This window comes from Methyloversatilis sp. S146-33 (assembly GCF_059552495.1).
Window position 1 is genome coordinate 44,806 of record NZ_JCANOT010000009.1, and the last position, 24,795, is coordinate 69,600.

The following is a 24,795-nucleotide window of genomic DNA, read 5'->3' on the forward strand; positions in this document are numbered from 1 at the left end:
GGCGGCGACGCCGCTCAGTCCGGCGTCATGTCCGGCTGCAGCACCACCTCGTCGGGCAGCACGCCTCCGTTGCCCAGCAGTTCCAGCGCACCGAGCGGGGAATAGCCGTCGTCACCTTCGAGCAGCACGGTGGCGTCGGCCGGCAGCCCCTGCAAGGCCACGATCAGCTGTTTCACTGTCATCGACATCCGCTCACCCATGTCCTCGCCATCGCGCTCCCCTTCGCCCTCGACGACCACCCGCTACTTCCTCACCTACCGCGGCGTGAAACTGCCGCTGCAGTTCGCCGAAGAGTTGCAGCCGGACGCGCTGCGCAACCGCAACACCTGGTTCCAGGTCGACTACGACACGGCTGGCCGCATCGTCCGCGCCGAGAAGAAGGTGTACGGCGAGACCGAAATGAGTCACGAATACAGCTGGAGCGCCGACGGCCGTCTGCTGCGTGCCTGCATCGTCATCGGCGACGAAGACCCGCAGGTGGTCGACTTTCCCGCCTGAAAGGCACGCACCTCAGCCGGCGAACGCGAACAGCTCAGGCTCGCGCTGACGGTAGAGCCGCAGCCACATCAGCGTGGCCGGCACCAGCGAGGTGAGGGCGAACCACAGCGTTTCGTCGCTGGCCGGCCCCTGGTCGGGCAGCGTGCGCGTCAGCAATGACCAGCCGGCCCAGTCGATCTCCGGCAGACGACGGCTGGCTTCCGCCGGCAGGCCGTCCATCAGCCGGGCGATGATCAGCAGCAACCGGCCCACCTCGGCGCGGGTCAGCCGCGACGACAGGAACTCGTCGCGCTCCAGCCCCTCGCCGAGGATGAGCACGCCGCTGCAGGCCTCGTCCAGCATGGCCAGCGACGCTGCACTGAAAAGCGCTTCGGTCATCGCCGTCGAGCCTCGCGACTCAGGCACCGATGCGGTATTCGTAGTTCAGCCGCGTCATCTTGCCGACCGCGCCGCACTTGACGCAGCGCCAGCCGGCCGAGAAGGCCTGTCCGGTGCAGCTGTCGTCATAGGTCTGGCGGCAGCCGACATGGCCGCATTCGCACTGGAAGGTCTGGCCGTTGCACTTGCCGGCAGCGCCGAGGCGGTTGCCAGTACACAGGCCGCGATCGGCCTTGATTGCGTCGTAACTCATGATGGCGTTCTTCCTGTTGTCCGGTTCTTGTCGGGGTGGCGTGGACGCGATCAGACGAAGCTGAGCAGCTCGACCGTCACGTTCTCTTCGCCCATCTGCGCCTGACAGGCCAGGCGCGACTTCGAGCTGACGCCGACCAGCGCGTCGAGCTTCTCGTTCTCGGCGCGCGTCGTCTTCGACAGACTCTTGCGCCCCTCGTTGACCGCGATGTGACAGGCGCCGCACTGGGCCTGACCGCCACACTTGCTGATCAGCTTCTCGCCGGCGGACAGGATGGCGGCGAGCAGGGTGGTTCCCGGTGCGACTTCGAGTGCCGTTCCCGACGGCATGATGGTGAGCTGTGGCATGGCGCTTCTCCTTGTCGGTGTGTGTGTGAAATCGGTAGGCGATGCGCCGCGCTCAGGCCGCCTGCGCCGACACGGCGGCGAGGCTGTCCAGCGGCAGCGCGATGCGGGTGATGTTCTGTTCGGCCAGGAACTTCGCCTCCATCCGCGTCGGCTCATCCGGCAGCAGCGCCCAGTGACGGTCGCTCGAGCGCTTCATGATCTGGCGCGCGAACGAACGGGTGAGCTGGTCGTTGAAGCGGCAGCCGAGGAAGAGGAAGCTGCGACCGCTGCGCAGCGCCTGCACTTCCTGCGGAATCGGCGTCTGGATGTCGATCTCGGTCAGCACCTCGACATAGTCGGAATCCGACACCAGATAGTTGCCGGCCGGGCTGGTCGAACCGATCGGCTTGTACAGCAGCGTCGCCCAGTCGGGCGCGCGATCGGGCAGCGGATTGCCGTCGCGGTCGTACCAGCCGGTCCAGCTGCCGAAGTGTTCCGACTGCGACAGGCCCTGCACCTCGCCCCACTTGACGCCGGCCTCGTGCAGCGCGGTCGACATCGCCTCGTCGTACCAGGTGTCGACGATGAGCGGCAGATTCAGGCTGGCCAGCCAGGCATGCAGCGGCGAGGCCGACGGGGCTGCCGCGAAGGCGTTGTTCATCAGATCGACCACCGTCTTGCGGTGCTTGAAGTTCTCGATGAACTGCGCCGCCTGGGTCAGCCGACCACGTATCTTGTGCGGCACCGACACCTTGGCGGTGAGTAGCGCGACCAGCGCCTCGGGCGTACCGGGCACCGCGTACTGCGGCACCAGCGACAGCATGCCGGGGCCCAGATAGGGCACGACGCGGCCGGCGCGCAGCCCTGCTTCGATCTCGGCCGGCAATTGGGTCAGGGGGGATGTCATGACTCGTCCTCGTAACGCGGTTCAGTAGATGGCGGCGCCAGCGCCGACGTTGGTGGCCGCGTCCTTCAGCGTCTTCACCACGAAGCGCACTTCGTCCTGCTCGATGAAGCCGTGGAAGGGCAAGGCCAGCGAACGATCGGCGATGCGGTCGGTGTTGGCGAGCTGGCCGCGCTTGTAGCCGTAGCTCTGGTAATGGAACTGCTGGTGCAGCGGCCGGCTGTAGGCGGCCGCCTCGATCGCTTCGGTGTCGAGATCCTCGATCAGCTGCGCACGCGCGCTGGCGGTGAAGCGCTTGCCCAGATGCACGACGTAGAGCATCCAGTGCACCTCATCGACGTCCTGCGCCAGATAGGGCGGCTTGATGCCCTCGAAGGTCTGCATCTGTTCGTGGTACCAGACCTCGACCTGCTTGCGCCGCGCGTGGATTTCGTCGATGCGCTCGGCCTGGGCGATGCCGATGGCCGCGGTGACGTCGCTCATGTTGGCCGAGAAGGGCACGCGGCTGCCGACCGACACCGAATTGCGGTCGCTCAGCCCGTGCGCGCGCAGGTAGCGCAGTTCGCTGGCCAGGCGCGCGTCGTCGGTCAGCACCATGCCGCCCTCGCCGCAGTTCAGCGCCAGCGGTTGCGAGAAGTCGAAGATGGACAGGTCGCCGAAGGTGCCGACCAGTTCGCCGAGGTAGCGCGAGCCGATCGCTTCGGTCGAATCCTCGATCAGCGCCAGCCCGTGCGCGTCGGCAATGTCGCGCAGCGGCTTCCAGGCGGCCGGATGGCCGTTGCAGTTGTTGCCGATGATGGCGCGCGTATTCGGCGTGATGCGCGTCAGCACCGATTCCGGCGCCACCGCACCGGACCAGTAGTCGATGTCGGCCAGTACCGGCGTGGCACCCGCATGCACGATGGCGTGCGCGATGTGGTGCCAGCTGTAGGCGCTGGCGATCACTTCGTCACCGGGGCCGATGCCGAGCGCGCGCAGCGCCATCCAGGCACCCGCCATGCCGCTCGACACGGCCACGGCATAGCGGCGCCCGTGCAGGTCGGCGAACACCGACTCGAAGGCTTCCACCATCGGGCCACCCGACAGCCGGCCGGAACGCATCACCTGCTCCACCAGCTGTGCTTCGCGTTCGCCGACGTCGGCGAGTGAAAGCGGTATCCAGTCGCTGTCCATGTTCATCTCCCGGTTCAGGTGTGCTGGGTCAGCACGATGCCGTGCGCCGCCAGCGGGTCGGGCGTGACCGACCAGCAATGTCCGTCGCTGTGCATCAGGAACAGATCGCGGTCGCCGATGCGCAGCGCCGGCGTCTCGCCACGCATGTCGAAGGCATCGACCGCCGAAGCGCGCACGCCGGGCAGGGCGAGGCGCACGCCGGCGATGGCTTCGCCCAGCGTCGGTGCCGCCAGCGCGATGCGGGCGATCTCGCCCAACTGATCTGCACTCAGCGCCACGTCACTCGCGTCCGCCGGTGAGGCGGGCCTCCACCGTGATCGGCAGCCGGGTGTCGGCGGCCATCTCGGGCAGGTCCAGCGTCCACCCGTTGGCGAGCGTGATCTGGCCGCCCCACATGTCCGGGCGCTCCATCTGCACGATGGGTTCTTCCAGGTCCTTCTTCGGCACGTAGAGCGACAGTTCGCCCTTGCTGCTCTTGCGGATCATGACTTTCATGGCGGACTTCCTCGTGGTGACGTGTCGAGTTCAGGCCGCAGCGGCGGCCGTTTCGGATTGCAGACTGCGCAGTACATGGACGACACGGGCGAGGTGTTCGCCGTCGGTGTCGCGACCGAGCGACAGGCGGATCGCCTCGCGTGCGAGCGTGGGCGGCACGCCCATCGCGGCCAGCACGTGCGACGGCTCGCTGCCGCCGGACGAACAGGCCGCCCCCGACGCAGCGAGGATGCCTTCGCGCTCCAGCCGGCCCAGAAGTCGGTCGGCCGACTGGCCGGCGACGGCGATGAACAGCGTGTTGGGCAGGCGCGGCGCGCCTTCGCCGAACACCGTCAGTCCCGTCAGCGTTTCGCGCAGCGCGTCTTCGAGCGCGTCGCGCAGCGCACCCAGGCGCAGCGCTTCGGCCTGCATCGACACGCGCGCCTGACGCGCCGCGACGGCAAAGCCGGCGATACCCGGCATGTTCTCGGTACCGCCGCGGCGGCCGCGTTCCTGCAGGCCCGGCAGCAGCGCCGGCCAGATCAGTCCCTTGCGAGCGACCAGCGCACCGCAGCCCTTCGGGCCGCCGAACTTGTGGGCGGACATCGACATCAGGTCCACGCCCCAGCCGGCGAAATCCAGCGGCAGGCGACCGGCCCGCTGGGTGGCGTCGACATGCAGCGGCACGCCGGCCGCGCGCGCGGCGGCGGCGACCTCGACCACCGGCTGCAGCACGCCGGTCTCGTTATTGGCCGCCATCACCGACAGCAGCGCGGCCGGGCGTTCGAGCGCGGCGTGCAGTGCGTCGAGGCGCAGCACACCTCGCCCATCCACCGGCAACAGTTCGACCTCGACACCGAAGTCGCGCATGCGTTGTGCCGCCTTCAGAAAGCCAGCGTGCTCGACCGCCGACAGCAGCACCCGCGGCGGCACGCCGGGACGCGACAGCGCGCCGGCCAGCACCTGGTTGTTCGCTTCGGTTGCGCCGCTGGTGAACACCACCTCGGCCGGCTGCGTGCCGGCCAGCGCCGCCACCTCGGCGCGCGCGGCCGCCAGCGCCGACTTCGCGCGCTGACCGAAGCCGTGCTTGGACGAAGGATTACCCCAGTCATCGCGCAGGCACGCGGTCACCGCCTCGATCACCTCGGGCAGCGGTGGTGTGGTCGCGTTGTGATCGAGATAGATCATGGCCAGAACACCCGGTGCGGGTCGTGCACGATGAGGTCGAGCAGGCGATCGAGGCTGTTCGAGCGCGAGTGGTGCACCCAGCCGCCCAGCAGGTGGTCGCAGGCATAGAGCACCCAGCTCGCGTCCTCGTGGCGGATGCGCGCGATGTCTATCGTTCCGCCCTCCGGATCGACATTACGCGAGCAGCAGGGGCTGGTGATGATCCAGCCGTCGTCGGTGTCGTGCAGCGCCGGATGCACGTAGCGATAGCGCTCGCGGGCAGCCAGCGCGCGCAGCACGCGCCGGCGCAGCAGTTCGGTCTCGGCCACGACCACGCTGCCGACGGGCGCAGGCGCGTTGCGGAGCGGGCTCAGGGCATGGACGTTCATCGCGCGCGCACCGGTCAGACCGGTGCGATCTCCTCTTCCAGCACGCCGATCACGCAGGGGCGCGGCGCGCCATCGACACCGCTCGGACCGTCGGCGAACTCGACCATGTAAATCGGAATGTTGGCTTCTTCGTGGTGGCCGATCTGCACCACCTCGCCGGCCGCGCCCTCCGCCACCAGCAGGGCGTCCAGCGGCACCTCCGGGTGGGAGCCGTCGTTGTACAGATCGATCAGCGCCGCAACGCGCTGACCCCAGCGGAACTTCGGTTCGCGCAATTCAAACACCGTCGCCTCCCACCTTGATGGCTGCCAGTTGATGGACGCGCTCGCCCAGCACCTCGACCACGTGCGGCGGCAGGTTGTCGAGCGACACCAGTTCGCGTCCGCGCATGCCGACCCGGTGGCCAGTGCCGAGAAATTCGACGGCGTAGATGTAGTACTGCTGCAGGAAGGTGCCGATCGAGGTGACGAAGCCGACGTCGCCCTTCTTCGCCAGCACCTCGCCGATATCCTTGCCGCAGTAGGTGCCGTCGTTGCGTATCGTGTAGCGGCTCACCACGCGCTCGCCGTACTTGAATACCGGCGGCGCGGTCAGTTCGACGGTATCGCTGTCGCGACTGATGTCACCCATGTCGATCTCCTTGTTCCCGATTCAGTTCGTCCAGCCGAGCGCGCGCCTCGGCACGCACATCCGCTTCCTCGTCGCCGGCCGACATCTGCAGTGCGAGCGCCCGGCCGGCACGGCCGGCCACGATCCAGCGCACCTCCCACGCGGGGTCGTGCGCCATGCGGTATAGCTGGGCCGTCGGCAACCGCTGCGCCACGTCCTTGCGTATCGATATCTCCGGGTCGTCGCACATGCGCAGCAATGCCGGCATGTCCAGGCGCCGCACCGCCTCCAGCCTGACTTCGGGATCGCTGTCGTCGAGCATGCGCGGCAGCAGTGCCGCGGGCAGGCGCTGCGCCACCAGCTTGCGCACGTAGTAGTCCTCGTCGCCGGCCATGGCGAGCAGTTCGCGCCCTTCGAGCCGCATGGCGACACGGATGCGCACCTCGCGGTGCGGGTCGTCGCGCAGCTTCACCACCTGCGTGAGCGGCAGCCGCACCGCCACCGACAGGCGCACCGTCTCGTCCTCGTCGTCGATCAGCGACTGCAGATGGAATACGTCGGCGCGGCGACAGGCGATGGCGCGCACTTCGAAATAGGGGTGATGCAGGAAGGCGTTGCTGAGGCCCGGGTTCCAGCGGAAGAAGCGGTCGATGCGCTTGGCGTAGCGGTCCTGCACGCAGGCGTGTCCGCGTTCGCAGCGCGCCCCCTGCGACAGCGCGTCGCACAGAGAACAGTCCAGTTCCTCGCCGCTCCATGCAAGCGGCGGGATGTCGTCCGACGGGTCGTAGGAGGCCTGCGGCAAGGTGCTCATCATGGCGTGACTCCGACCGGCTCCGCGATGTCCGGACAGTCCTCGTAACCGAGGTCGTCGCGTCCCATGCGCGCGAGCACGTCGCCGATCACCCGGTGACCGATCTTGTCGTCAGGATCCATCACCGCCAGCCTCGCCAGCGCGGCGCGCCCGACGTCGAGTTCGCCCAGGCGTGCGCTCAGATAGGCATAGCCCTTGAGCGAGAACAGCCAGAAGCGCGGCATCGGCTCCAGCGCGCGAAAGCGCGCGTCGGCCTCGACCCGCCGCCAGTCCAACGGCAGACCGAGCGCCGCCGCCGCACAGGCGATGGCGCGCTCGCCGACGTCGCGCGCCGCGCGCAGCCGGTTGCCGTAGAAATGAAAGCGGTAAAGCGCGATCAGCGTCGCCGGGTGCGACGGTGCCAGCGCGTGCGCCTCGTCGAGCAGGGCCTGCGCTTCGGCCACCCGGTTGCGGATCAGGCCGGCGCGCGCGATCAGCGCCTCGGCCTCGGGTGGCAGCCCGCGTCCGAGCACGGCGAGGCCGGGGTCGGCCAGATCGTCGTGTGCATCGATCGCCGGCATGACCGCCTCCTCAACCGCGACGGATGGCGTCCAGGCCGACCGTCGCGACGCCGGGCATCGCGTGGCCATGGCCGTGACCGTGCGCATGCTGCTGCACGCCCGGCGCGCCGGCCGGTGCGCTGCTGCTGCATGCGCACGGTGCCTGGTTCGGGTTGATGAAGGTGAGCCCGCTCTTGGTCGGCGTGTCGGCAAAATCGACGGTCACGCCTTCGAGCAGCAGCCGCGATTCGGCCGGCAGGAACAGCCGCACGCCGGAGGCCTCGACCACCGAGTCGCCGCTCTGTGGTGCCGCCACGACCGAGAACTCGGAGTTCAGGCCGGAGCAGCCGCCGGCGCTGACCAGCAGGCGGAAGCCGGCGCCTTCCGGTTCGCCGGAGAAGCGCACCATGCGCTGGATGAATTTCGCCGCAGCCGGCGTCAGGGTCAGTTGGGTCATGTTGTCCTCAGGCAGCCTGGGTCTGGAGTGGGAGGATGCAGTCGTCGATCGGGCACACCGCGACGCACTGCGGGGTGTCGTAATCGCCTTCGCATTCGGTGCATTTGTCGGGATCGATCACAAACAGGTTCTTGAGCTCGCTGATCGCCTCGTTCGGGCATTCCGGCTCACAGGCCGAACAGCCCGTACAGAGGTTGGCAATGATCTTCAAAGACATGGTTCTCTCCTTTCGCTCGGACCGCGGCGCTCGCCGCGGTCCATCCGGAAACGTCAGGCGGCGGCGGTGAAGGCGCCCTGGCGGATCGATGCGTCGCCGCGCTCGGCGTGCGCGATCTCGCCGCGCGCGACCCGGCCGGTGTAGTCGGCGAACCACGACAGCGCGGCCTTCTCGATGAACTCGTCGGCATAGGCATCGACCGGCTCGATGCCCGCGCCCTTGAGCTCGTCGCGCGGGCAGGCGCCGATCTTCGACACCAGCACGGCGTGGCAGTCGTTGATCGCATTGACGATGGAAGGCAGCTGCTCGTCCTCGCCATAGCCGCCCTGGCAATACAGGTCGACCCGACGGTGACCGACGAACAGCGCTTCGCCCGCCGACACTTCGAAGATCTGGAACTCGTCGGCATGACCGAAGTGCTGATTCACCCGGCCACCGCCTGTGGTCGCCACAGCGACCAGCACCTTGATGTCCTTAGCCGCCTCGTTGCCTTCGGTCGCCGCCAGCGCTTCGACCTTGGCGGCGTGCTGCGCCTGACGCTCGGCCTCGACGCGCTCCTGGTAGGTGCGGCGGCGGTCGAGGTCATAGACCACTTCCATCTCTTCGATCTTGTCGAGCGTGAATTCCTCGCTGCGGTCCTCGCCCAGCAGGCCGACCGCGTCGGCGCGGCACTGGCGGCAGTGGCGCATCAGGTTGGCGCCCCCCATGCAGGCGTCCTGGACCGCCTTAAGCTCCTGCGCGGTCGGACCACGCTGACCGGTCAGGCCGAACACGGTGCCGTGCTCGGCTTCGGAAATGAGCGGCATGATGTTGTGCAGGAAGGCGCCGCGCGCCTTAACCGCCTTGTTCACCTCGATCATGTGCGCGTCGTTGATGCCCGGGATGAGCACCGAATTGATCTTGGTGAGCACGCCGCGGGCGGTCAGCATTTCCAGCCCCTTCATCTGCTGCTCGTGCAGGATGCGCGAAGCTTCGACGCCGGTGATGCGCTTGTGGTCCCAGAAGATCCACGGATAGATCTTGGCGCCGATCTCCGGGTCGACCATGTTGATCGTGATGGTCACGTGGTCGATGTTGTACTTGCAGATCTCGTCGACCAGATCGGGCAGCGCCAGACCGTTGGTGGACAGACAGAGCTTGATGTCGGGTGCCTGCTCCTGGAGCATGCGGAAGGTGTCGAAGGTCTTCTTCGGGTTGGCCAGCGAGTCGCCGGGACCGGCCACGCCGAGCACCGTCATCTGCGGAATTTCGCTGGCCACCGCCACCACTTTCTTGACCGCCTGTTCCGGCGTCAGCTTCTGCGACACGACGCCGGGGCGCGACTCGTTCGAGCAGTCGTACTTGCGGTTGCAGTAGTTGCACTGGATGTTGCAGGCCGGCGCCACCGCGACGTGCATGCGGGCGTAGTGGTGATGGGCCTCTTCCGAATAACAGGGGTGATTCTTCACCTTGTCCCACACATGGGCCGGCATGTCGTCCGGCCCGGCGGACGTTCCGCAACTGGCCTTGCCTTCGCCGCCGGAGGTTCCACAGCCGACATGAGCCGGCGCTTCCGCCGGCGTGGCCAGCACGTTGTGGCTGGACTTCAGGTCAGCCAGGCTGACATAGCTCGCTGCTGCACTTTCCATGACCTACTCCTTGTTCTGCTGACGCGCGATGTGGGCTGGCAAACGAGGGATAGCCATTTCCGTGCCAAGGAGATTTCGCCATTCGATTCATTGACTTGGCGCGATCCGGACAGCATTCGTCGGGTGGTCGGAAACCTACGCTTGCGACAAAGCGCACAAAGCGGCGTCAGCCACGCACCGGTATGCGGTCGATCAGCATCTGGTTCAGCGACTGGGCGAAGGCGCGCCAGGCGAGCGCAAGATCGACACGGATGCGCGCGACGTAGTCGGGCGACGGCGCGTGTTCGTCGGGAAAGTTGGAAAGTGCACAGGACGTGCGGTTGTGCTGCAGCGCCTCGCCGACCAGCCAGTCGCTGAAACCGGAAAAGGGCGCCAGCAGCGATGGCGTCAGCGCGCAGCGGCCACGCTCGATGGCGACACCGCTCAGGTCGAAGTCCAGCGCATCGATGCGGCGCAGCGCCTCGGCATAGACGTGGTCGATCACCGCACACAGCACGGCGTGCGTCATGTCGATGCTGCGCTGTGCGCTCAGTGCACGCACCACGCTCTGCCGGTACAGCTCGCCGGCCTGATTGCGCTGCGCGCCCACCCAGTCGACGAAGTCGGCGACGCTGCCGTCGTTGGCCGGCGACGGGGGCAGCGCGAGCGGCACCGCGATCAGCCGGTTGGCGACGCGCGCCGCGGCGTCCAGCGCGCCTTCGAGATAGCCGGCACCGCGCGTGGCCGTCTCGCTGCCGGCCAGGTGCAGGCGGCCGGACCAGTACGGCGCGGCCAGCAGCGACAGGTCATCCTCCGGATGCCCTCCGGGCTCGGTCAGGTCGAGCGCGCTGCAGGTCATCGGCTCCCGGGCCCAGTCGCGCAGATGCAGTTCGCCCTCTTCCACCGCCGGGCCGAACAGCTGCGCGAACTGGCTGCGCACCATCAGTTCGACCGCCGGAGCGCTGGCTGCACGCAGCGCCGGCGACAATGCGACAAAGCCGCCCAGCGCGGCCGCTTCACCGGTGGCGTCGCAGGCGTCGAACACCTCGCCGAGCACGGCCTGCGGATGCGACACGAAGGCGTTGCCGGACAAACCGCCGCGACGCCAGTGCGCGCTGTCGGAGCGAACAAAGGCCTTGGCCTGCGCCGCCATCCAGGTCGGCTGGTCCTGCATGGCCTGCACCAGCGACGCGTCGAGCGCCGGCTCGAACACGATCTGTTCCGCCGCCAGCCGCGGCGGCAGCGCGAGGACGACGCTGCGCGCGGCGATGACGAAGGACTCGCCGCCTCCGGTGCAGTGCACCTCGACGCGATCGCCGCGCGCGACCAGCCGGCGGACCGAGCAGCCGGTGCGCACGCGGTCGTGCGACAGCCGGCGCAGCAACGCACCGGTCAGCGCCGCCATGCCGCCGACCAGTCGCCGCGCGCCATTGTGTATCGCCTCGCTGCCCAGCGTTTCCGGATTGGCGTCCGGCTGTCGCAGATGCAGCACGACGCCCTCGTCATGCTGTGGAAAGGTTTCCAGCCCCAGATCCGCGATCAGCCTGACCATGCGCGGCTGCGACTGCGGCCAGTACCAGCCGGGGCCGAGATCGAGGGCGGCCGCGCCCGCTGCTGCGGGCACCGTATCCACACGACCGCCGGCGCGCGGCCGGGCCTCGACCAGCAGCACGCTGCGTCCGGCCGCCTCCAGGCGGCGGGCGAGCTCCAGGCCACAGAGACCGGCGCCTACGATGAGGGTGTCGAGCATGGGGCGCTCCTTTCAGCTTCAGATCGGTTCATCGGATGGGTAGCGATGTTCAGCAAACATCGAGCCACCGGCGATCTCGCGCACGCCGCCCCGGCCTCGCCTCCGCGGGCACGACATCCGCGTCGCGTTTGTCGCAGATGCAACAGCGTGTCGGCCGTCGACCGGCATGCTGTGAGGCATCTGGCGCATCCGCACCCGCCCCGCTGGCGGCCGGCCGACGACGGCCGACTGCGTCGCTGGCTGACGCTTGCCCGATTCTTGCTGCGCACTTGCGCAACCGCGGAACGCCACCATGAATGCACCTTTGCCCACGCCACCGCTGTCGCCGCTCGAATCGCTGCGCCTGAGCAACAGCTACGCCCGGCTGCCGGCCGCCTTCCACACGCGACTGCCTCCCACGCCGCTGCCGGCCCCGCATCTGATCGCGGCCAGCGAAGACGCCGCGTCGCTGATCGGGCTCGATCCGCAGGAGACGGCGCGCGCTGAGTTCGTCGAGCTGTTTGCGGGCAACCGTCTGCCGCCGGGCGCCGAGCCGCTTGCAGCGGTCTATTCCGGCCACCAGTTCGGCAGCTGGTCAGGCCAGCTGGGCGACGGCCGGGCGCATCTGCTGGGCGAGGTCGATACGCCGCACGGCCCGCTTGAACTGCAGCTGAAAGGCGCCGGCCCGACGCCCTACTCACGCTTTTCCGATGGCCGCGCCGTGCTGCGTTCGTCGATCCGCGAATTCCTCTGTTCCGAGGCGATGGCGGCCCTCGGTGTGCCGACCACGCGCGCGCTGTGCGTGATCGGCTCGCCGCTGCCGGTGCAGCGAGAAAGTACGGAGAGCGCCGCGGTCGTCACGCGCATCGCACCCAGCTTCGTGCGCTTCGGCACCTTCGAGCACTTCAGCGCCGAAGACGACGTTCAACACCTGCGCCTGCTGGCCGATTACGTGATCGACCGTTTCCGGCCTCAGTTGCGCGACTGCATGCGACCGCACGACGCACTGCTGGCCGACGTCGCGCAGCGCACTGGCGAACTGGTGGCGCACTGGCAGGCGATCGGCTTCATGCACGGCGTGATGAACACCGACAACATGTCGGCGCTGGGGCTGACGCTGGATTACGGACCGTTCGCCTTCATGGACAGCTTCGATGCCGGCCGCATCTGCAACCACTCGGACACCTGGGGCCGCTATGCCTTCCGTGCCCAGCCGCGCATCGCACAGTGGAACCTCTACGTGCTGGCCGATGCGCTCGGTCCGCTGATCGGCCACCCGGACCAAACGCGCGCGCTGGTCGATGACCACTTCCAGCCGGCCTTCGACGCACGCTTCGGCGCCCTGATGCGACAACGCCTCGGCTTCGCCACCGCGCAGCGAGGTGACGACGACTTCATCGGCGCGACGCTGGGACTGCTGCAGCTGCAGCGCGTCGATTACACGCACTTCTTCCGCACATTGAGTGCGCTGCCGGGGCGCGTCGCGCGCGAGCAGCGCGGCAGCACTGATGCGCCGCTGCGCAACCTGTTCGCCGACCGCGAAGCCTGCGACGCCTGGCTGCTCGGCTGGCGCGCCCGGCTGGCCGGCGAAGCCAGCATCGATGCGCAGCGCCAGCCGGCCATGCGCGCGGCCAACCCCTGCTACGTGCTGCGCAACTGGATGGCCGAGTCGGCGATCCGGCGCGCCCGCGACGGCGATTTCGGCGAGGTGCGGGCGCTGCACGACTGCCTGCGCCGTCCCTTCGACGAACGTCCGCAGTACGCGCACTACGCCGCGCCGCCGCCCGACTGGGCGGACGGACTGACCGTCAGCTGCTCAAGCTGAACACTTCGATCACCACTCACCGGGAGCTGTCATGGACCTCATCTACAAGACCCGCGTCTTCAGCCAGGGCGGCCGCAACGGCCGCGTGCAGAGCGAAGACGGCCTGCTGAAACTGGACCTCGCCGCGCCGGCAGAAATGGGCGGCAAGAAGCCGGGCGTCAATCCGGAGCAGCTGTTCGCCGCCGCCTACGCCGCCTGTTTCGAGAACTCGGTGCGCCACATCGTGCGCGCCGACCGGCTGCCGGTGAAGGGCTGCATGGTCGAGGCCGAGGTGTCGCTGTTCAAGAACTTCGAGGAGGCCTACCGCATGGCCATCCGCTTCACCGCCGTGCTGCATGGCATCGACCAGCCGACTGCAGATTCGCTGGTGGAGCGCGCGCTCAAGGTGTGCCCCTACACCGACGCGACGAAGAACAACGTGACCGTCAGCGCCGCCGCGGTGCTCGAAGATCCGGCGCTGGCCTGAGGAGAAGCCGATGAGCTCGGAAACCGGATACTTCATCGACTGGAACGGCAATGCGCGCAGCGTGCAGGACGCGGGCGGCAACTTCACGGTCGAGGTCGACATGCCGTCGAAGTACGTGGCGCTCTACTCGAAGAGTGGCACGCTGATGCACGAGGCGACCTTCTACCGGACGCTGGAGGACATCGCGAAGAAGGGCATCACCGCCGAGCTGGTGCCCGGCGCCCACCCCTGGGGCATGCGCAACGAGTGGTGATCGCGCTGCGGGGCATTTGCCCCGCAGCGCCGTCAGAAGCGCCGCACCTCGATGTCGTACTTCTTCAGCGCATAGCCCATCTGCCGCGGCGTGATGTTGAGCAGGCGGGCGGCCTTGGCCTGCACCCAGCCGCACTGTTCCATCGCCCACACCAGCCGGTCGCGCTCACCGTCCGGCTTGTCATCGGTCGGCGCCGGGCGCGACACCGGCACGGGCTCGCCCGGCGGGCTACAGGACTCCGCCTCGGCCGCGGCGGACTCCACCACAGGCGACACCGCGTCGTCCTTTTTCACGAAGTGCAGTACCTGCGTCAGGCAACGATTGGCCGAGCAGGGGAAGTCGGACGCCTCGATCGCGTCGTGATGCGCCATCGTTGCGGTGCGCTCGATGCAGTTCTCCAGCTCGCGCACATTGCCCGGCCAGTAACAATGCATCATCACCGCCTGCCCGCCCTGGGTGAGCTTCATGTTGCGGTCGTTCTCGCGGTTGAAGCGCTCGAGGAAGTGCTGCGTCAGTGCCGGAATGTCTTCGCGCCGCTCGCGCAGCGCCGGCAGGAAGATGCTCACCACATTGATGCGGAAGTACAGGTCGGCGCGGAAGGTGCCCGCCGCCACCATCTTTTCGAGGTTGCGGTTGGTCGCGCAGATCAGTCGCACATCGACCTTGATCGGCTTGCTGCCGCCGACGCGCTCGAACTCCCGCTCCTGCAGCACGCGCAGCAGCTTGGTCTGGAAGGCCGGCGAGATGTCGCCGATCTCGTCGAGGAAGAGCGTGCCGCCGTCGGCCAGTTCGAAACGGCCCTTGCGTTCGCCGGTGGCGCCGGTGAAGGAGCCCTTCTCGTGGCCAAACAGTTCCGATTCGAGCAGTGACTCGGACAGCGCCGCACAGTTGAGCTTGATGAAGGGGCCGGACTTGCGCGTCGACAGTTCGTGGATGGCGCGCGCAATCACTTCCTTGCCGGTGCCGCTCTCGCCGCGCAGCAGCACAGTCGAACGCGACGGCGCAACCTGGTGCGCCTCGGCGAATACCTCCTGCATGCGCGGCGAGGCACCGACCACGTTGTCCAGCTTGAAACGGCCGCGCGGTACATCGCGCCGCGCCTGCTTGGCCTGATGCAGCAGGCGTTCGTGCTCGTCGGTCACCACGCGCTGCAGCGCCACCGACTGCCCCATCAGATTGGCCGCCATCGACAGCACACGCACGTCGCTGCCGAAGCCGCCGCGACGCGACACCACGCGGTCGGCACACAGCACGCCCAGCATGTCGGCACCGGCGCGTATCGGCACGCCGATGAAAGCAATGGTTTCGTCGCCGGCATCGTCGAGCGCGCCGGTGCGGTTCAGGAACAGCGGTTCTACCGAGATATCCGGCACCACGACCGGCGAGCCCGAGGCGAACACGCGGCCGATGATGCCTTCGCCCGACCGGTAGCGCCCGCTCGACCACTCCTTGACCGACAGGCCGACCGCCGCGGCCAGGCTGAGCGCCTCGCCGTCGTCCTCAACCAGCGCGATCATCATGCGTCTGAAGTCGAGGTAGTGCGACAGCACGTTCAGTGCTTCGCGCAGGGTCTTCGTTACGTCCAGCGACGAGCTGAGTATCTTGCTCAGCTCATACACGGTCACCAGTTCAACATTCGCGCGCGCATTCGTCTCGATGCCGTTCGCAGTCATGACAGCCCCCGATTGCTTCCCGAGGCGATGCCGGTCGTGCCGGCACGCCCTTCCATTCAGTGGCCCCTGCGTCTTTTCTTATTGTCGGGGAACGGTCGGCAGTACAGCCGGCCACGGCGGAAATCCACATGCGCTTCTCCACGCCTCGCAGCATGAAGCAAGGTGCGTACCCAGCGTCGCAAAGCGGTCAAGCGTAAGACGCCCGCGTAACAGCGCGCCGGAAAGCCGTTTGCGGGCAGGCACTTGGAAACGGGTCGGGCGATCGGCCGGTGGGTGCGTCCGCTTTGGTGCAAGGCGTCACAAAACGGTGCCACGACAGCGCTTGTCGGACTTGTCGCAAACAGCACAGGAGGGCAGCCGCGCCCCGGCAGCGACGAAACGCACCGAAAGCGCGCTGGACCGACGTCGACGGCGGCAAGCGGATCGCTACCCGGCGGCTGGCACGAGGATTGCGAGATACCCGGCGGGAGGGAAGAGACATGACGGTCAGGGATACCCGGGTGGTGCAGGTCGACGGCACCCGCGTCACCGTCGGCGTCGACAGCGCGCCGGCCTGCAGCGGCTGCCGCGCGCAAACTGTCTGTGGCAGCGCGCCGAACACCCTGCACCAGTTCGAACTGCCCGCTGCGCAGGCCGCTTCACTGCAGCCCGGCGACCTTGTTGCACTCGGCATCGACGACGATGCGCCGCTGCGCGCCGTGATGCTGGCCTATCTGCCGCCGCTGGCCGGCCTGCTCGGCGGCATCGGTGCCGGCAGTGTGGCCGCCCTGCCGGATGTCGCCGTGCTCGCCTGCGGCGGCAGCGGGCTCTGCTTCGGTGCGATCATCGCCCGCCTGCTCGCCGGACACTGGCGGGAGCGCTGGCGGCCGACGGTCTGCAACGGCGTCGAGTGAAGCCCGCGTTCAAGCCAGCGCCGGCGGTCTGATCGACGCGAGAAAGTCCCGCCGCGCTGCCGGATCGAGCTTGGCGCAGGCGCGGTTGAGCCCGCTCAGGATGGCCAGCACCGACGCCGTCACGATATTCCGGTGCATGCCGGCGCCAAAGGTGCTGCCGGGCAGCCCGTCGATGACGAATTCGGCGAAGGCCACCGCCGCCGCGTCGGCGCCGTGGCCGATCGCGCGTTCCTCGTAGTCGTGCAGGCGGGCGGGCACCTTGAGCGCGTCGATCACGGCAGCGATCGGGCCATTGCCACGGCCCGCCAGCGTGCGTTCGACGCCCTCGGCCTTCACCACCAGTTCGATGCCCTGCTCGTCGCCGATCTCGCTCAGATGATGGGTGACATACTCGAACGGAAGCGCTGGCTCGAAGTACTGCTGCGCGAACAGCTTCCAGATGTCGGCGGCGCGCACTTCCTGCCCGCTGGCGTCGGTGAGCTGCTGCACGGCGGTGCTGAATTCGACCTGGAGCCGGCGCGGCAGCGTGACGCCGTATTCGCTTTCGAGCAGGAAGGCCACGCCGCCCTTGCCCGACTGGCTGTTCACGCGAATGATCGAGTCATAGGTGCGGCCGACGTCGGCCGGGTCGACCGGCAGATAGGGCACTTCCCAGATCGCGTCCGGCCGCTGTGCGGCAAGGCCCTTGCGGATCGCGTCCTGATGCGAGCCCGAAAAGGCGGTGAACACGAGGTCGCCGGCGTACGGATGGCGGGCGTGCACCGGAATCTGCGTGCACTGCTCGACAGTGCGTGCGATGTCGTTGATGCGCGAGAAATCGAGCCCTGGATCCACACCCTGCGTGTAGAGGTTGAGCGCAAGCGTCACGAGATCGACGTTGCCGGTGCGCTCGCCGTGGCCGAACAGGCAGCCTTCGATACGGTCGGCGCCGGCCATCACCGCCAGCTCAGCGGCAGCGACCGCGGTGCCGCGGTCATTGTGCGGATGCACGCTGAGGATGACCGATGCGCGGTTGGCCAGATTCCGGTGCATCCACTCGATCTGGTCGGCGTAGTGGTTGGGCGTGGCGATCTCCACCGTCGCCGGCAAGTTGATGATGACCGGCCGCTCGGGCGTACCGCCCCAGGCCTCGACCACCGCGTCGCACACCTCTTTCGCGAAATCGAGTTCGGTCGCTGTGAAGGTTTCCGGGCTGTACTGGAAGGTCCACTCGGTATCCGGCTGCGCGTCGGTCAGGCGCTTGATGAGCAGGGTGCTGTCGACCGCAAGCTGCTTCACTTCGTCGCGGCTCATGTCGAACACGACACGGCGGAAGGTGGGCGAGGTCGCGTTGTAGACATGCACGATGGCGCGCTTCGCGCCACGCAAGGATTCGATGGTGCGTTCGATCAGGTGCGGTCGCGCCTGCGTCAGCACTTCGATGGTCACGTCGTCCGGGATGTGGCCGCCTTCGATCAGCGTACGCACGAAGCTGAAATCGGTGTCGGACGCCGACGGGAAGGCGACCTCGATCTGCTTGAAACCGATCTCGACCAGCATCTTGAACATGCGCATCTTGCGTTCGCCGTTCATCGGCTCGAACAGGGCCTGGTTGCCATCGCGCAGGTCGGTGGACATCCAGATCGGTGCGCGGGTGAGGGTTTTCGACGGCCACTGCCGATCGGCGAGCGCGATCGGGGTAACGGGACGGTATTTCGTATTCGGCTGCTTCAACATGATGTGCTCCGGCAAATGGGAAGGATGCGTGGCCGGAATGCAGGGCTGTCAGGCGGCCACGGGGTTCCTGGCCTGACAACCGCTGCGCAGTCGCAGCATCGGGAAGATCTGATACAGCTCGAACATGATGGGAACGCTCCGGGAAAACGGAATTCACCTCGCGGTTCATCGACCGGAGGCAGGCACTGCACGACAGGAGGGGGAGTTTTATGTGCGCGCGGGGCGCAGCAGCAGACCCGACGCGAGCAGCGTCGAGGAGAGGAACAGCAGTTGGGTCTGGTGCGAGAGCATGGGCTCGACCATAGGCAAGCCGTGAAAAGCTGTCAACCCTGAATTTCGCCGGCAAGCGGCTAGAATTGTGTTCTTTCGCCAGACCGCGGTCTGGCCCAAGCTTGAAGCGGGCATCCTGCCGGCTGCCGCTCATGCCCTGGCAACGACACTCATCCTCAGGTTTCTCTGCTGCCCACCATGTCCGAACGCAACGCACCCGCCCCGGCTTCGAATTTCCTGCGCGCCGTCATCGAGAAGGATCTGGCCAACGGCACCTACGCCAGCCGCCGCTGGGCGCGCAGCCCGGGCGACGCCGCGCATCACGCCGCCGGCGAGCCCGACCCAGCGAAGATCCGCACCCGCTTCCCGCCGGAGCCGAACGGCTATCTGCACGTCGGTCACGCCAAGTCGATCTGCCTGAACTTCGGCCTGGCGCGCGATTACGGTGGCGTCTGCCACATGCGTTTCGACGACACCAATCCGGAGAAGGAAAGCGTCGAATACGTCGAATCGATCAAGGACGCGGTGCAGTGGCTGGGCTTCGGCTGGGACGCCTTCGGTGCGTCGCAGCTCTACTTCGCCAGCGACTATTTCGACTTCATGTACCGCGCGGCGGAATACCTGATCACCGCCGGCCACGCCTACATCGACCAGCAGACGCCGGACGAGATGCGCGCCAACCGTGGCACGCTGACCGAGCCGGGCAAGGATTCACCGTGGCGCAATCGTCCGGCCGACGAATCGCTGGCGCTGTTCCGCGAAATGCGCGACGGCAAGCACGCTGACGGGGCCATGGTGTTGCGCGCGAAGATCGACATGGCCAGCCCCAATATCAACATGCGCGACCCGGCCATCTACCGGATCAAGCACGCGCATCACCACAACACCGGCGACACATGGTGCATCTACCCGATGTACACCTACGCCCACCCGCTGGAAGACGCGGTCGAAGGCATCACCCATTCGATCTGCACGCTGGAATTCGAGGATCAGCGGCCGTTCTATGACTGGGTGCTGGAACGTCTGGCCGAAGGCGGCCTGCTGGCTCATCCGCTGCCCAAGCAGTACGAGTTCGCACGGCTCAACCTGACCTATGTCGTCACCAGCAAGCGCAAGCTGATGCAGCTGGTGACGGAGAAACACGTCAGCGGCTGGGACGACCCGCGCATGCCCACCATCGTCGGCCTGCGCCGCCGCGGCTACACGCCGGAGGCGCTGCAGTTGTTCGCCGAGCGCATCGGCGTGTCCAAAGCCGATTCGTGGATCGACTATTCGACGCTGGAGGGTGCGCTGCGCGACGACCTCGACGGCCGCGCCGCCCGTGCGATGGCGGTGCTCGATCCGCTCAAGCTCAAGCTCACCAACTGGGATGCACTGTTCGCCGGCAAGGAGGCCGAGCCCTGCTCCGCGCCGGTGCATCCGCACCACCCGGAACGCGGCACACGCAGCTTCAACCTCACACGCGAAGTGTGGATAGAGCGCGAAGACTTCATGGAAGAAGCGCCCAAGGGCTACCACCGCCTGTTCCCGGGCAACAAGGCGCGGCTCAAGTACGGCTACGTGATCGAATGCACCGGCTGCGAGAAGGACGCCGACGGCCGAATCACCGCGGTACTGGCCACGCTGGTTCCGGACACCAAGAGCGGCACGCCAGGCGCCGACAGCGTCAAGGTGAAGGGCGTCATCACCTGGGTCAGCGTGGCCGAGGGACTGGCGACCGAAGTGCGGCTGTACGACCGGCTGTTCACCGAGGCGCACCCGGACGCCGGCGGCCGCGACTTCCTCACCGTGATGAATCCGGATTCGGTGAAATCGGTACAGGCCTTCGTCGAACCCGGCCTGGCCACCGCCGCGGCCGACGACAAGTTCCAGTTCGAACGTCACGGCTACTTCGTCGCCGACCGCGTCGATTCGGTCGAAGGCCGCCCGGTGTTCAACCGGGCCGTCACATTGAAAGACAGCTGGAGTCGTTGAGGTCGGGGCAACCCGGCGGCGGCACCCGGCGCAGCGTCGGTTTTTTTTACATCCGGCTCGACCCGCCCAAGGACCGGATCGGCTGCAAGGCAGGCTGCGCCCCGATGCATGCCGATGCAGCGATGCAGGCACACGGCTTGCTAACAGTTTTTGACATTTATGAATCCGTCGGCCGGTCCGGCTTGCGACGGGTGACGACAACCTTCGTGCAGGGAGTGTCCCGATGAAATCGATACGCAGCCTCTTCGCCGCAACGCTGTTTGCCACCGCCCTGCCGGCGCTCGCCGTGATCCCCAACGTGACCGACCAGGAGTCGTCAGAGCGCAACAACCTGATAGCAACCTTCGGCCAGAGCGGACTGGCGCAGTCCTTCAAGCAGATGGCAGACAACGTGTCCGGCGCCGGGATCTACCTCCTCCTCGCCAGCCCGGAGGAGTCGGCGAACGTGACCATCGAACTGTGGAGCAAGCTGCCGAACCAGGGCGGCAGCCTGCTGGCCGGCGGCTCGGCACTCGGTCTTGGTCCGGGCTGGGTGGACGTGTTCTGGACGCCCGTAACAGTTACGCCGGGGGACACCTACTTCCTGGTCTTCTCCGGCCCGTCCGCATTGGGTCTGGCGGGCAGCACGCTGAACCCCTACCCGAAAGGACAGACCTTCGCGACCTCGGGCTATGCAGGCTTCCCCAACTTTGACTACACCTTCCGCACTTTCGCTGCGGCCGTACCCGAACCCTCGACCTGGGCTTCGATGGTGGGTGGTCTCGGCTTGCTCGCGCTGCTTGCAGCGGCCCGCCGCCGCGCCTGATCCTTCCGGGGAGCGCGCCGCAGCGCTCCCTTGTTAAATGTCGATCCAGGACGTCCCCCTCCCGCAGGCTTACCGGCTGCTCAACCACGGTCCTACCGTGCTGGTGAGCAGCGCAGCCGGCGCGCGCCGCAACGTGATGGCGGCGGCCTGGTGCATGCCGCTCGATTTCGACCCACCCAAGATCGTCGTCGTGATCGACAAATCGACCTTCACGCGCGAACTGATCAGCGCCTCGGGAGAATTCGCGATCAACGTTCCGCCTCGCGCGCTGCTCGACGCCACCGTCGCAGCTGGCAGCGACAGCGGCCGCGACACAGACAAGTTCGCGGCTCTGGGCCTCGTCACTTTCGCGGCGACACAGATCGCCGCGCCGCTGGTCGCCGGCTGCGTCGCCTGGCTCGAATGCAAGGTCGTGCCGGAAGCCCACAACCAGGACCGCTACGATCTGTTCATCGGCGAGGTGGTGGCGGCGCGCGCGGACGGTCGGGTGTTCCGCAACGGGCGCTGGCATTTCGACGACGACGCGCTGCGCACGCTGCATCACGTCGCTGGCGGCGCCTTCTTCACGACCGGTGGGGCGGTCGGCGGCAGCTGAACTTTCGCGCCTGTAGCGCGCTCCCAAGACGGCTGTTCACACAACCCCGTCGATGGAGCCCGCCATGCGCCGCCTGCTCGCCTCCTCCTGCTGTCTGCTGGCCCTGAACGCCCACGCCGGCGGTTCGGCCAGCGAATTCGGATCCGCCTTCTATACCGGCCTGTCGATCAGCGTGGTGCAGGTGCGCGTTGCCAATGAGGCAGGCAAGGGTTTCTTCGGTTCGGGGGTGGTGGTCGCAGAGAACGAGGTGATCACCAACTGTCACGTCACGCGTCAGGGCGTGCGCATCGAGGTTGCCAAGGGCGCGCTGGTATTTCCGGTGTTCGGCCAGAAAGCGGATATGGCCAACGACCTCTGTCTGCTGCGTACCGGGCCAATGCCACTGCGCACCGTCGCGCTGCGCGACGCGGCGTCGGTGCGGCCGGGTGAAAAGTCCTTCTACTACGGCTACTCGGGAGGGATAGAAGCCTTCTTTGCGCCGGGGCGGGTCGCGACGCTGCATCCGCACGACGGCAGTGCGGTGTTCGAAACGTCCAGCGGTTTCGCGCTCGGTGGCAGTGGCGGCGGGCTGTTCGACGCTGACGGTCGCCTGATCGGCATCACCACCTTTCTTGCCTCCGGCCACTCGGGTGGCTACTTCGCGATGCCGGCCGACCTGATCCACCGGCTGCGCAAGCAACCCGAATCCGACATCGCGCCGATCTCGGGTCTGGCGCTGTGGGAAAAGCCGGACGCGGAACAGCCCTGGTTCCTGCGGGTGGCGCGCCTCGGTGCGCTGTCGCGGTGGCAGTCCGCCGCCGATCTGGCGCTGGAATGGACGCGCGCAGAACCGGACAACGCCGATGCCTGGCATCAGGCCGGCGTCGCGCTGCTGCGCGACCAGCGGCCAGTCGAGGCAAACGAGGCGCTGCAGCGCGCCCGCATGCTGTTGCCGGACCACCCGGACGTGCTCTTCCATCAGGCACTGGCGCTGGCGCGAAGCGGCTCGACCGAGGCCGCCCGCGAAGCGCGGGACCGGCTGGCCCTCGCGGACGCCGAGCTGCTGGGCAAACTGGATCAGGCCTTAGACTGTTCGGCCTACTGCTAAAGACATACAAACGCACTAAACTCCGTCGGATACAAGAACTTGAAGATCGACGGGGTCATCGGTGTCGCCCAGACTTTCCCTGCTGCTCTGCATCTGTGCAGTCCAGTTGTCGTTCGCCGACGCGCGCGCGGAGGAGAGTGCCGACGGCCCTCGCTTCGAGGTGCGCGCCTACTCGCTGGCCGGCGGAACGGTTTTCCGGCCGGGGGAAATCGACGCCATGCTGTCGCCCTACACCGGCGCCGAAGTGGGTTTCGGGCAGCTGGAAGCGGCGCGCGCCGCACTGCAGGCCGCCTACCACCAGCGCGGCTTCGGCGCCGCCCAGGTCAGCATTCCGGAACAGGAACTGAGTGGCGGCACCGTCGTGCTGGAGGTGCTGGAGCCGAAGCTGACCGAAATCACGCTGCAGGGCGCCAAACACCACGACGAAGAAAACATCCGCGCCAGCCTGCCCGCTCTGGCAGACGGTCGCATGCCGAACACGACCGACGTGGCGCGCCAGCTGTCGCTGGCCAACGAGAATTCGTCAAAGCAGACCGATGTGACCTTCAAGTCCGGCCGCAAGCCGGGCGAGATCGCGGCGACGATTTCGGTGGCGGACGACAAACCGCTGCGCCGCTTCGTCACGGTCGACAACAGCGGCACGCCATCGACCGGCACCCACCGCGTCGCGATCGGGCTGCAGCACGCCAACCTGTTCAACCGCGACCACGTCGCGACCTTCCAGTACACGACTTCGATAGAGAAGCCGTCCGAAGTGACCATCTTCGGCCTCGGCTATCGCATTCCGCTGTATAGCAGTGGCAATTCGATCGACCTTGTCGCCGGTTACTCGAGCGTGAATTCGGGCCAGGTACAGGTGCTGAACTCAACGGCGAGCGTGTCCGGCGCTGGCCGCATCTTTTCCGCCCGCTACAACTGGCACCTGCCGCGCGATGGCGAACTGACGCAGCGCGTCAGCCTCGCTGCCGACTGGCGCGATTTCGACAGCAGTTTTGTCCTGGAGAACGTGCCGGGCAGTCTGGTCCCGCGAGTGATCACCCATCCGGTCAGCCTGTCGTGGAGCGGCAACTGGCGCAACGACCTGCGCGAAGCGGGTCTGAACGTCAGCTATGCACGCAACCTGCCCGGCGGCGAACACGGCCGCGACAGCGATTTCGCCGCCTCACGCGGCGGCGCCAACGCGCGCTTCGCGGTGATCCGGGCCGGTGCCTCATGGCTGCAGTTGCTGTCCAGGGACTGGCGCGTGCGCCTGCAGGCACAGGCGCAGTACACCAACGACGAACTGGTTTCGGGCGAACAATTCGGTATCGGCGGCGCCGATTCGGTGCGCGGCCTGCGCGAGCGCGTGCTCGCCGACGACCGCGGCTGGCGTGTCAGTGCGGATCTCGATACGCCGGCCTGGGTGCACGACACCTGGGTGATGCGCGGCGTGCTGTTCGCCGACACCGCCCACCTCTATCGCGTACGGCCGCTGGCCGGCGAAGAGGCCAGTCAGGCAGTTTTTTCGGCAGGCGTGGGTCTGCGCGTCAACTTTTCCACGTGGCTATCTGGGCGGATCGACTACGCTCAACTTATTGACGGAGCAGGAAGATACGACTCCGGAAGTCACCGCGTGCACGCAACGTTCAGCCTGAACTTCTGACCGCCTGAAGGCCACCTCCCGGTGGCGCGCGGCCGGTTCCGGCGAAACACCCCGAATCGCGAAAA

The 24,795-nt window shown here is 67.4% G+C and carries 30 protein-coding genes; 10 read left to right on the top strand and 20 right to left on the bottom strand.

Annotation, left to right across the window (positions count from 1 at the left end; translation table 11 throughout):
* Positions 1 to 14: 14 nt before the first annotated feature.
* The gene (locus tag AC51BJ_RS00625) at positions 15 to 176 is read right to left on the bottom strand and encodes a hypothetical protein (protein ID WP_198291268.1); all 162 of its coding nucleotides are present in this window, start codon (positions 174 to 176) and stop codon (positions 15 to 17) included.
* Positions 177 to 198: 22 nt separating this feature from the next.
* Between AC51BJ_RS00625 and AC51BJ_RS00630 the strand changes: the two genes are divergently transcribed.
* The gene (locus AC51BJ_RS00630; RefSeq protein WP_496278992.1) at positions 199 to 498 is read left to right on the top strand and encodes a DUF6156 family protein; all 300 of its coding nucleotides are present in this window, start codon (positions 199 to 201) and stop codon (positions 496 to 498) included.
* Positions 499 to 510: 12 nt separating this feature from the next.
* Here AC51BJ_RS00630 and AC51BJ_RS00635 read toward each other — a convergent pair whose 3' ends face one another.
* The 17 genes from AC51BJ_RS00635 to AC51BJ_RS00715 all read right to left on the bottom strand — a co-directional run bounded on the left by AC51BJ_RS00635 (position 511) and on the right by AC51BJ_RS00715 (position 11,552).
* On the bottom strand, positions 511 to 876 hold the full coding sequence (locus AC51BJ_RS00635) for a ribonuclease HepT family protein (protein ID WP_496278993.1): 366 nt from the start codon (positions 874 to 876) through the stop codon (positions 511 to 513).
* 19 nt (positions 877 to 895) lie between these two features.
* On the bottom strand, positions 896 to 1,129 hold the full coding sequence (locus tag AC51BJ_RS00640) for a hypothetical protein (protein ID WP_019916624.1): 234 nt from the start codon (positions 1,127 to 1,129) through the stop codon (positions 896 to 898).
* Between the two features lie 50 nt (positions 1,130 to 1,179).
* Entirely contained in the window at positions 1,180 to 1,476 is a 297-nt protein-coding gene (locus AC51BJ_RS00645) for a 2Fe-2S iron-sulfur cluster-binding protein (RefSeq protein WP_019916623.1), read from the bottom strand.
* A gap of 52 nt (positions 1,477 to 1,528) precedes the next feature.
* Positions 1,529 to 2,362: an SIR2 family NAD-dependent protein deacylase gene (locus AC51BJ_RS00650; protein WP_024300788.1), complete on the bottom strand. Its 834-nt coding sequence runs from the start codon at positions 2,360 to 2,362 to the stop codon at positions 1,529 to 1,531.
* A 21-nt stretch (positions 2,363 to 2,383) separates the two neighbouring features.
* Positions 2,384 to 3,532: a DegT/DnrJ/EryC1/StrS family aminotransferase gene (locus AC51BJ_RS00655; protein ID WP_024300787.1), complete on the bottom strand. Its 1,149-nt coding sequence runs from the start codon at positions 3,530 to 3,532 to the stop codon at positions 2,384 to 2,386.
* A 14-nt stretch (positions 3,533 to 3,546) separates the two neighbouring features.
* Complete coding sequence (locus AC51BJ_RS00660) at positions 3,547 to 3,810, bottom strand: hypothetical protein (protein ID WP_024300786.1); 264 nt, start codon at positions 3,808 to 3,810, stop codon at positions 3,547 to 3,549.
* Position 3,811: 1 nt separating this feature from the next.
* Positions 3,812 to 4,027: a putative nitrogen fixation protein NifT gene (gene nifT, locus AC51BJ_RS00665; RefSeq protein ID WP_019916619.1), complete on the bottom strand. Its 216-nt coding sequence runs from the start codon at positions 4,025 to 4,027 to the stop codon at positions 3,812 to 3,814.
* 30 nt (positions 4,028 to 4,057) lie between these two features.
* Positions 4,058 to 5,194 carry a cysteine desulfurase family protein gene (locus AC51BJ_RS00670; RefSeq protein WP_496278995.1) on the bottom strand — a complete coding sequence of 379 codons (1,137 nt, stop codon included), beginning with the start codon at positions 5,192 to 5,194 and terminating at the stop codon, positions 4,058 to 4,060.
* Positions 5,191 to 5,562 (bottom strand): DUF3024 domain-containing protein, encoded by a 372-nt coding sequence (locus tag AC51BJ_RS00675; protein WP_430435260.1) that lies wholly within the window; start codon positions 5,560 to 5,562, stop codon positions 5,191 to 5,193. The genes AC51BJ_RS00670 and AC51BJ_RS00675 overlap by 4 nt, the downstream gene beginning before the upstream one ends.
* A 14-nt stretch (positions 5,563 to 5,576) precedes the next feature.
* Entirely contained in the window at positions 5,577 to 5,846 is a 270-nt protein-coding gene (locus AC51BJ_RS00680; RefSeq protein WP_496278996.1) for a nitrogen fixation protein NifZ, read from the bottom strand.
* Positions 5,839 to 6,192, bottom strand: a complete 354-nt coding sequence (locus AC51BJ_RS00685; protein WP_019916615.1) for a nitrogen fixation protein NifZ — start codon at positions 6,190 to 6,192, stop codon at positions 5,839 to 5,841. Before AC51BJ_RS00685 ends, AC51BJ_RS00680 begins: the two co-directional genes overlap by 8 nt.
* Positions 6,185 to 6,985, bottom strand: a complete 801-nt coding sequence (locus tag AC51BJ_RS00690; protein WP_496278997.1) for a 4Fe4S-binding leucine-rich repeat protein — start codon at positions 6,983 to 6,985, stop codon at positions 6,185 to 6,187. The genes AC51BJ_RS00685 and AC51BJ_RS00690 overlap by 8 nt, the downstream gene beginning before the upstream one ends.
* Positions 6,982 to 7,542 (bottom strand): tetratricopeptide repeat protein, encoded by a 561-nt coding sequence (locus AC51BJ_RS00695; RefSeq protein ID WP_496278998.1) that lies wholly within the window; start codon positions 7,540 to 7,542, stop codon positions 6,982 to 6,984. The genes AC51BJ_RS00690 and AC51BJ_RS00695 overlap by 4 nt, the downstream gene beginning before the upstream one ends.
* Positions 7,543 to 7,552: 10 nt before the next feature.
* A complete protein-coding gene (locus AC51BJ_RS00700) occupies positions 7,553 to 7,978 on the bottom strand; it encodes a HesB/IscA family protein (RefSeq protein WP_019916612.1) in 426 nt (141 codons plus the stop codon).
* Between the two features lie 7 nt (positions 7,979 to 7,985).
* A complete protein-coding gene (locus AC51BJ_RS00705) occupies positions 7,986 to 8,195 on the bottom strand; it encodes a 4Fe-4S binding protein (RefSeq protein ID WP_019916611.1) in 210 nt (69 codons plus the stop codon).
* A 53-nt stretch (positions 8,196 to 8,248) separates the two neighbouring features.
* Positions 8,249 to 9,823: a nitrogenase cofactor biosynthesis protein NifB gene (gene nifB / locus AC51BJ_RS00710; protein WP_304000510.1), complete on the bottom strand. Its 1,575-nt coding sequence runs from the start codon at positions 9,821 to 9,823 to the stop codon at positions 8,249 to 8,251.
* Positions 9,824 to 9,989: 166 nt separating this feature from the next.
* Positions 9,990 to 11,552 carry a flavin monoamine oxidase family protein gene (locus AC51BJ_RS00715; protein WP_496278999.1) on the bottom strand — a complete coding sequence of 521 codons (1,563 nt, stop codon included), beginning with the start codon at positions 11,550 to 11,552 and terminating at the stop codon, positions 9,990 to 9,992.
* Positions 11,553 to 11,844: 292 nt separating this feature from the next.
* On the opposite strand from AC51BJ_RS00715, the gene AC51BJ_RS00720 reads away from it, so the two are divergent.
* The 3 genes from AC51BJ_RS00720 to AC51BJ_RS00730 are packed head-to-tail and all read left to right on the top strand — an operon-like array spanning position 11,845 to position 14,075.
* Positions 11,845 to 13,356, top strand: a complete 1,512-nt coding sequence (locus AC51BJ_RS00720) for a protein adenylyltransferase SelO (RefSeq protein WP_496279000.1) — start codon at positions 11,845 to 11,847, stop codon at positions 13,354 to 13,356.
* A gap of 31 nt (positions 13,357 to 13,387) precedes the next feature.
* Complete coding sequence (locus AC51BJ_RS00725; protein WP_304000514.1) at positions 13,388 to 13,822, top strand: Ohr family peroxiredoxin; 435 nt, start codon at positions 13,388 to 13,390, stop codon at positions 13,820 to 13,822.
* Between the two features lie 10 nt (positions 13,823 to 13,832).
* Positions 13,833 to 14,075: a hypothetical protein gene (locus AC51BJ_RS00730; protein ID WP_496279001.1), complete on the top strand. Its 243-nt coding sequence runs from the start codon at positions 13,833 to 13,835 to the stop codon at positions 14,073 to 14,075.
* Between the two features lie 32 nt (positions 14,076 to 14,107).
* Here the strand turns inward: AC51BJ_RS00730 and nifA are convergent, their stop codons facing one another.
* Positions 14,108 to 15,748: a nif-specific transcriptional activator NifA gene (nifA, locus tag AC51BJ_RS00735; RefSeq protein ID WP_496279002.1), complete on the bottom strand. Its 1,641-nt coding sequence runs from the start codon at positions 15,746 to 15,748 to the stop codon at positions 14,108 to 14,110.
* A 479-nt stretch (positions 15,749 to 16,227) separates the two neighbouring features.
* On the opposite strand from nifA, the gene AC51BJ_RS00740 reads away from it, so the two are divergent.
* Positions 16,228 to 16,641, top strand: coding sequence for a SoxR reducing system RseC family protein (locus tag AC51BJ_RS00740; protein WP_496279003.1), 414 nt, complete (start codon positions 16,228 to 16,230; stop codon positions 16,639 to 16,641).
* Positions 16,642 to 16,650: 9 nt separating this feature from the next.
* Here the strand turns inward: AC51BJ_RS00740 and leuA are convergent, their stop codons facing one another.
* Entirely contained in the window at positions 16,651 to 18,357 is a 1,707-nt protein-coding gene (gene leuA / locus AC51BJ_RS00745) for a 2-isopropylmalate synthase (RefSeq protein ID WP_496279004.1), read from the bottom strand.
* Between the two features lie 468 nt (positions 18,358 to 18,825).
* Between leuA and AC51BJ_RS00750 the strand changes: the two genes are divergently transcribed.
* The 5 genes from AC51BJ_RS00750 (at position 18,826) to AC51BJ_RS00770 (ending at position 24,730) form a co-directional block, all read left to right on the top strand.
* Positions 18,826 to 20,601, top strand: a complete 1,776-nt coding sequence (locus tag AC51BJ_RS00750) for a glutamine--tRNA ligase/YqeY domain fusion protein (RefSeq protein WP_496279006.1) — start codon at positions 18,826 to 18,828, stop codon at positions 20,599 to 20,601.
* Between the two features lie 223 nt (positions 20,602 to 20,824).
* The gene (locus AC51BJ_RS00755) at positions 20,825 to 21,406 is read left to right on the top strand and encodes a PEP-CTERM sorting domain-containing protein (protein ID WP_019916600.1); all 582 of its coding nucleotides are present in this window, start codon (positions 20,825 to 20,827) and stop codon (positions 21,404 to 21,406) included.
* A 37-nt stretch (positions 21,407 to 21,443) separates the two neighbouring features.
* Positions 21,444 to 22,001 (top strand): flavin reductase family protein, encoded by a 558-nt coding sequence (locus tag AC51BJ_RS00760; protein ID WP_019916599.1) that lies wholly within the window; start codon positions 21,444 to 21,446, stop codon positions 21,999 to 22,001.
* Between the two features lie 64 nt (positions 22,002 to 22,065).
* Positions 22,066 to 23,088, top strand: coding sequence for a trypsin-like peptidase domain-containing protein (locus AC51BJ_RS00765; RefSeq protein ID WP_496279007.1), 1,023 nt, complete (start codon positions 22,066 to 22,068; stop codon positions 23,086 to 23,088).
* Positions 23,089 to 23,194: 106 nt separating this feature from the next.
* Complete coding sequence (locus AC51BJ_RS00770; RefSeq protein WP_430435274.1) at positions 23,195 to 24,730, top strand: ShlB/FhaC/HecB family hemolysin secretion/activation protein; 1,536 nt, start codon at positions 23,195 to 23,197, stop codon at positions 24,728 to 24,730.
* Positions 24,731 to 24,795: the final 65 nt, after the last annotated feature.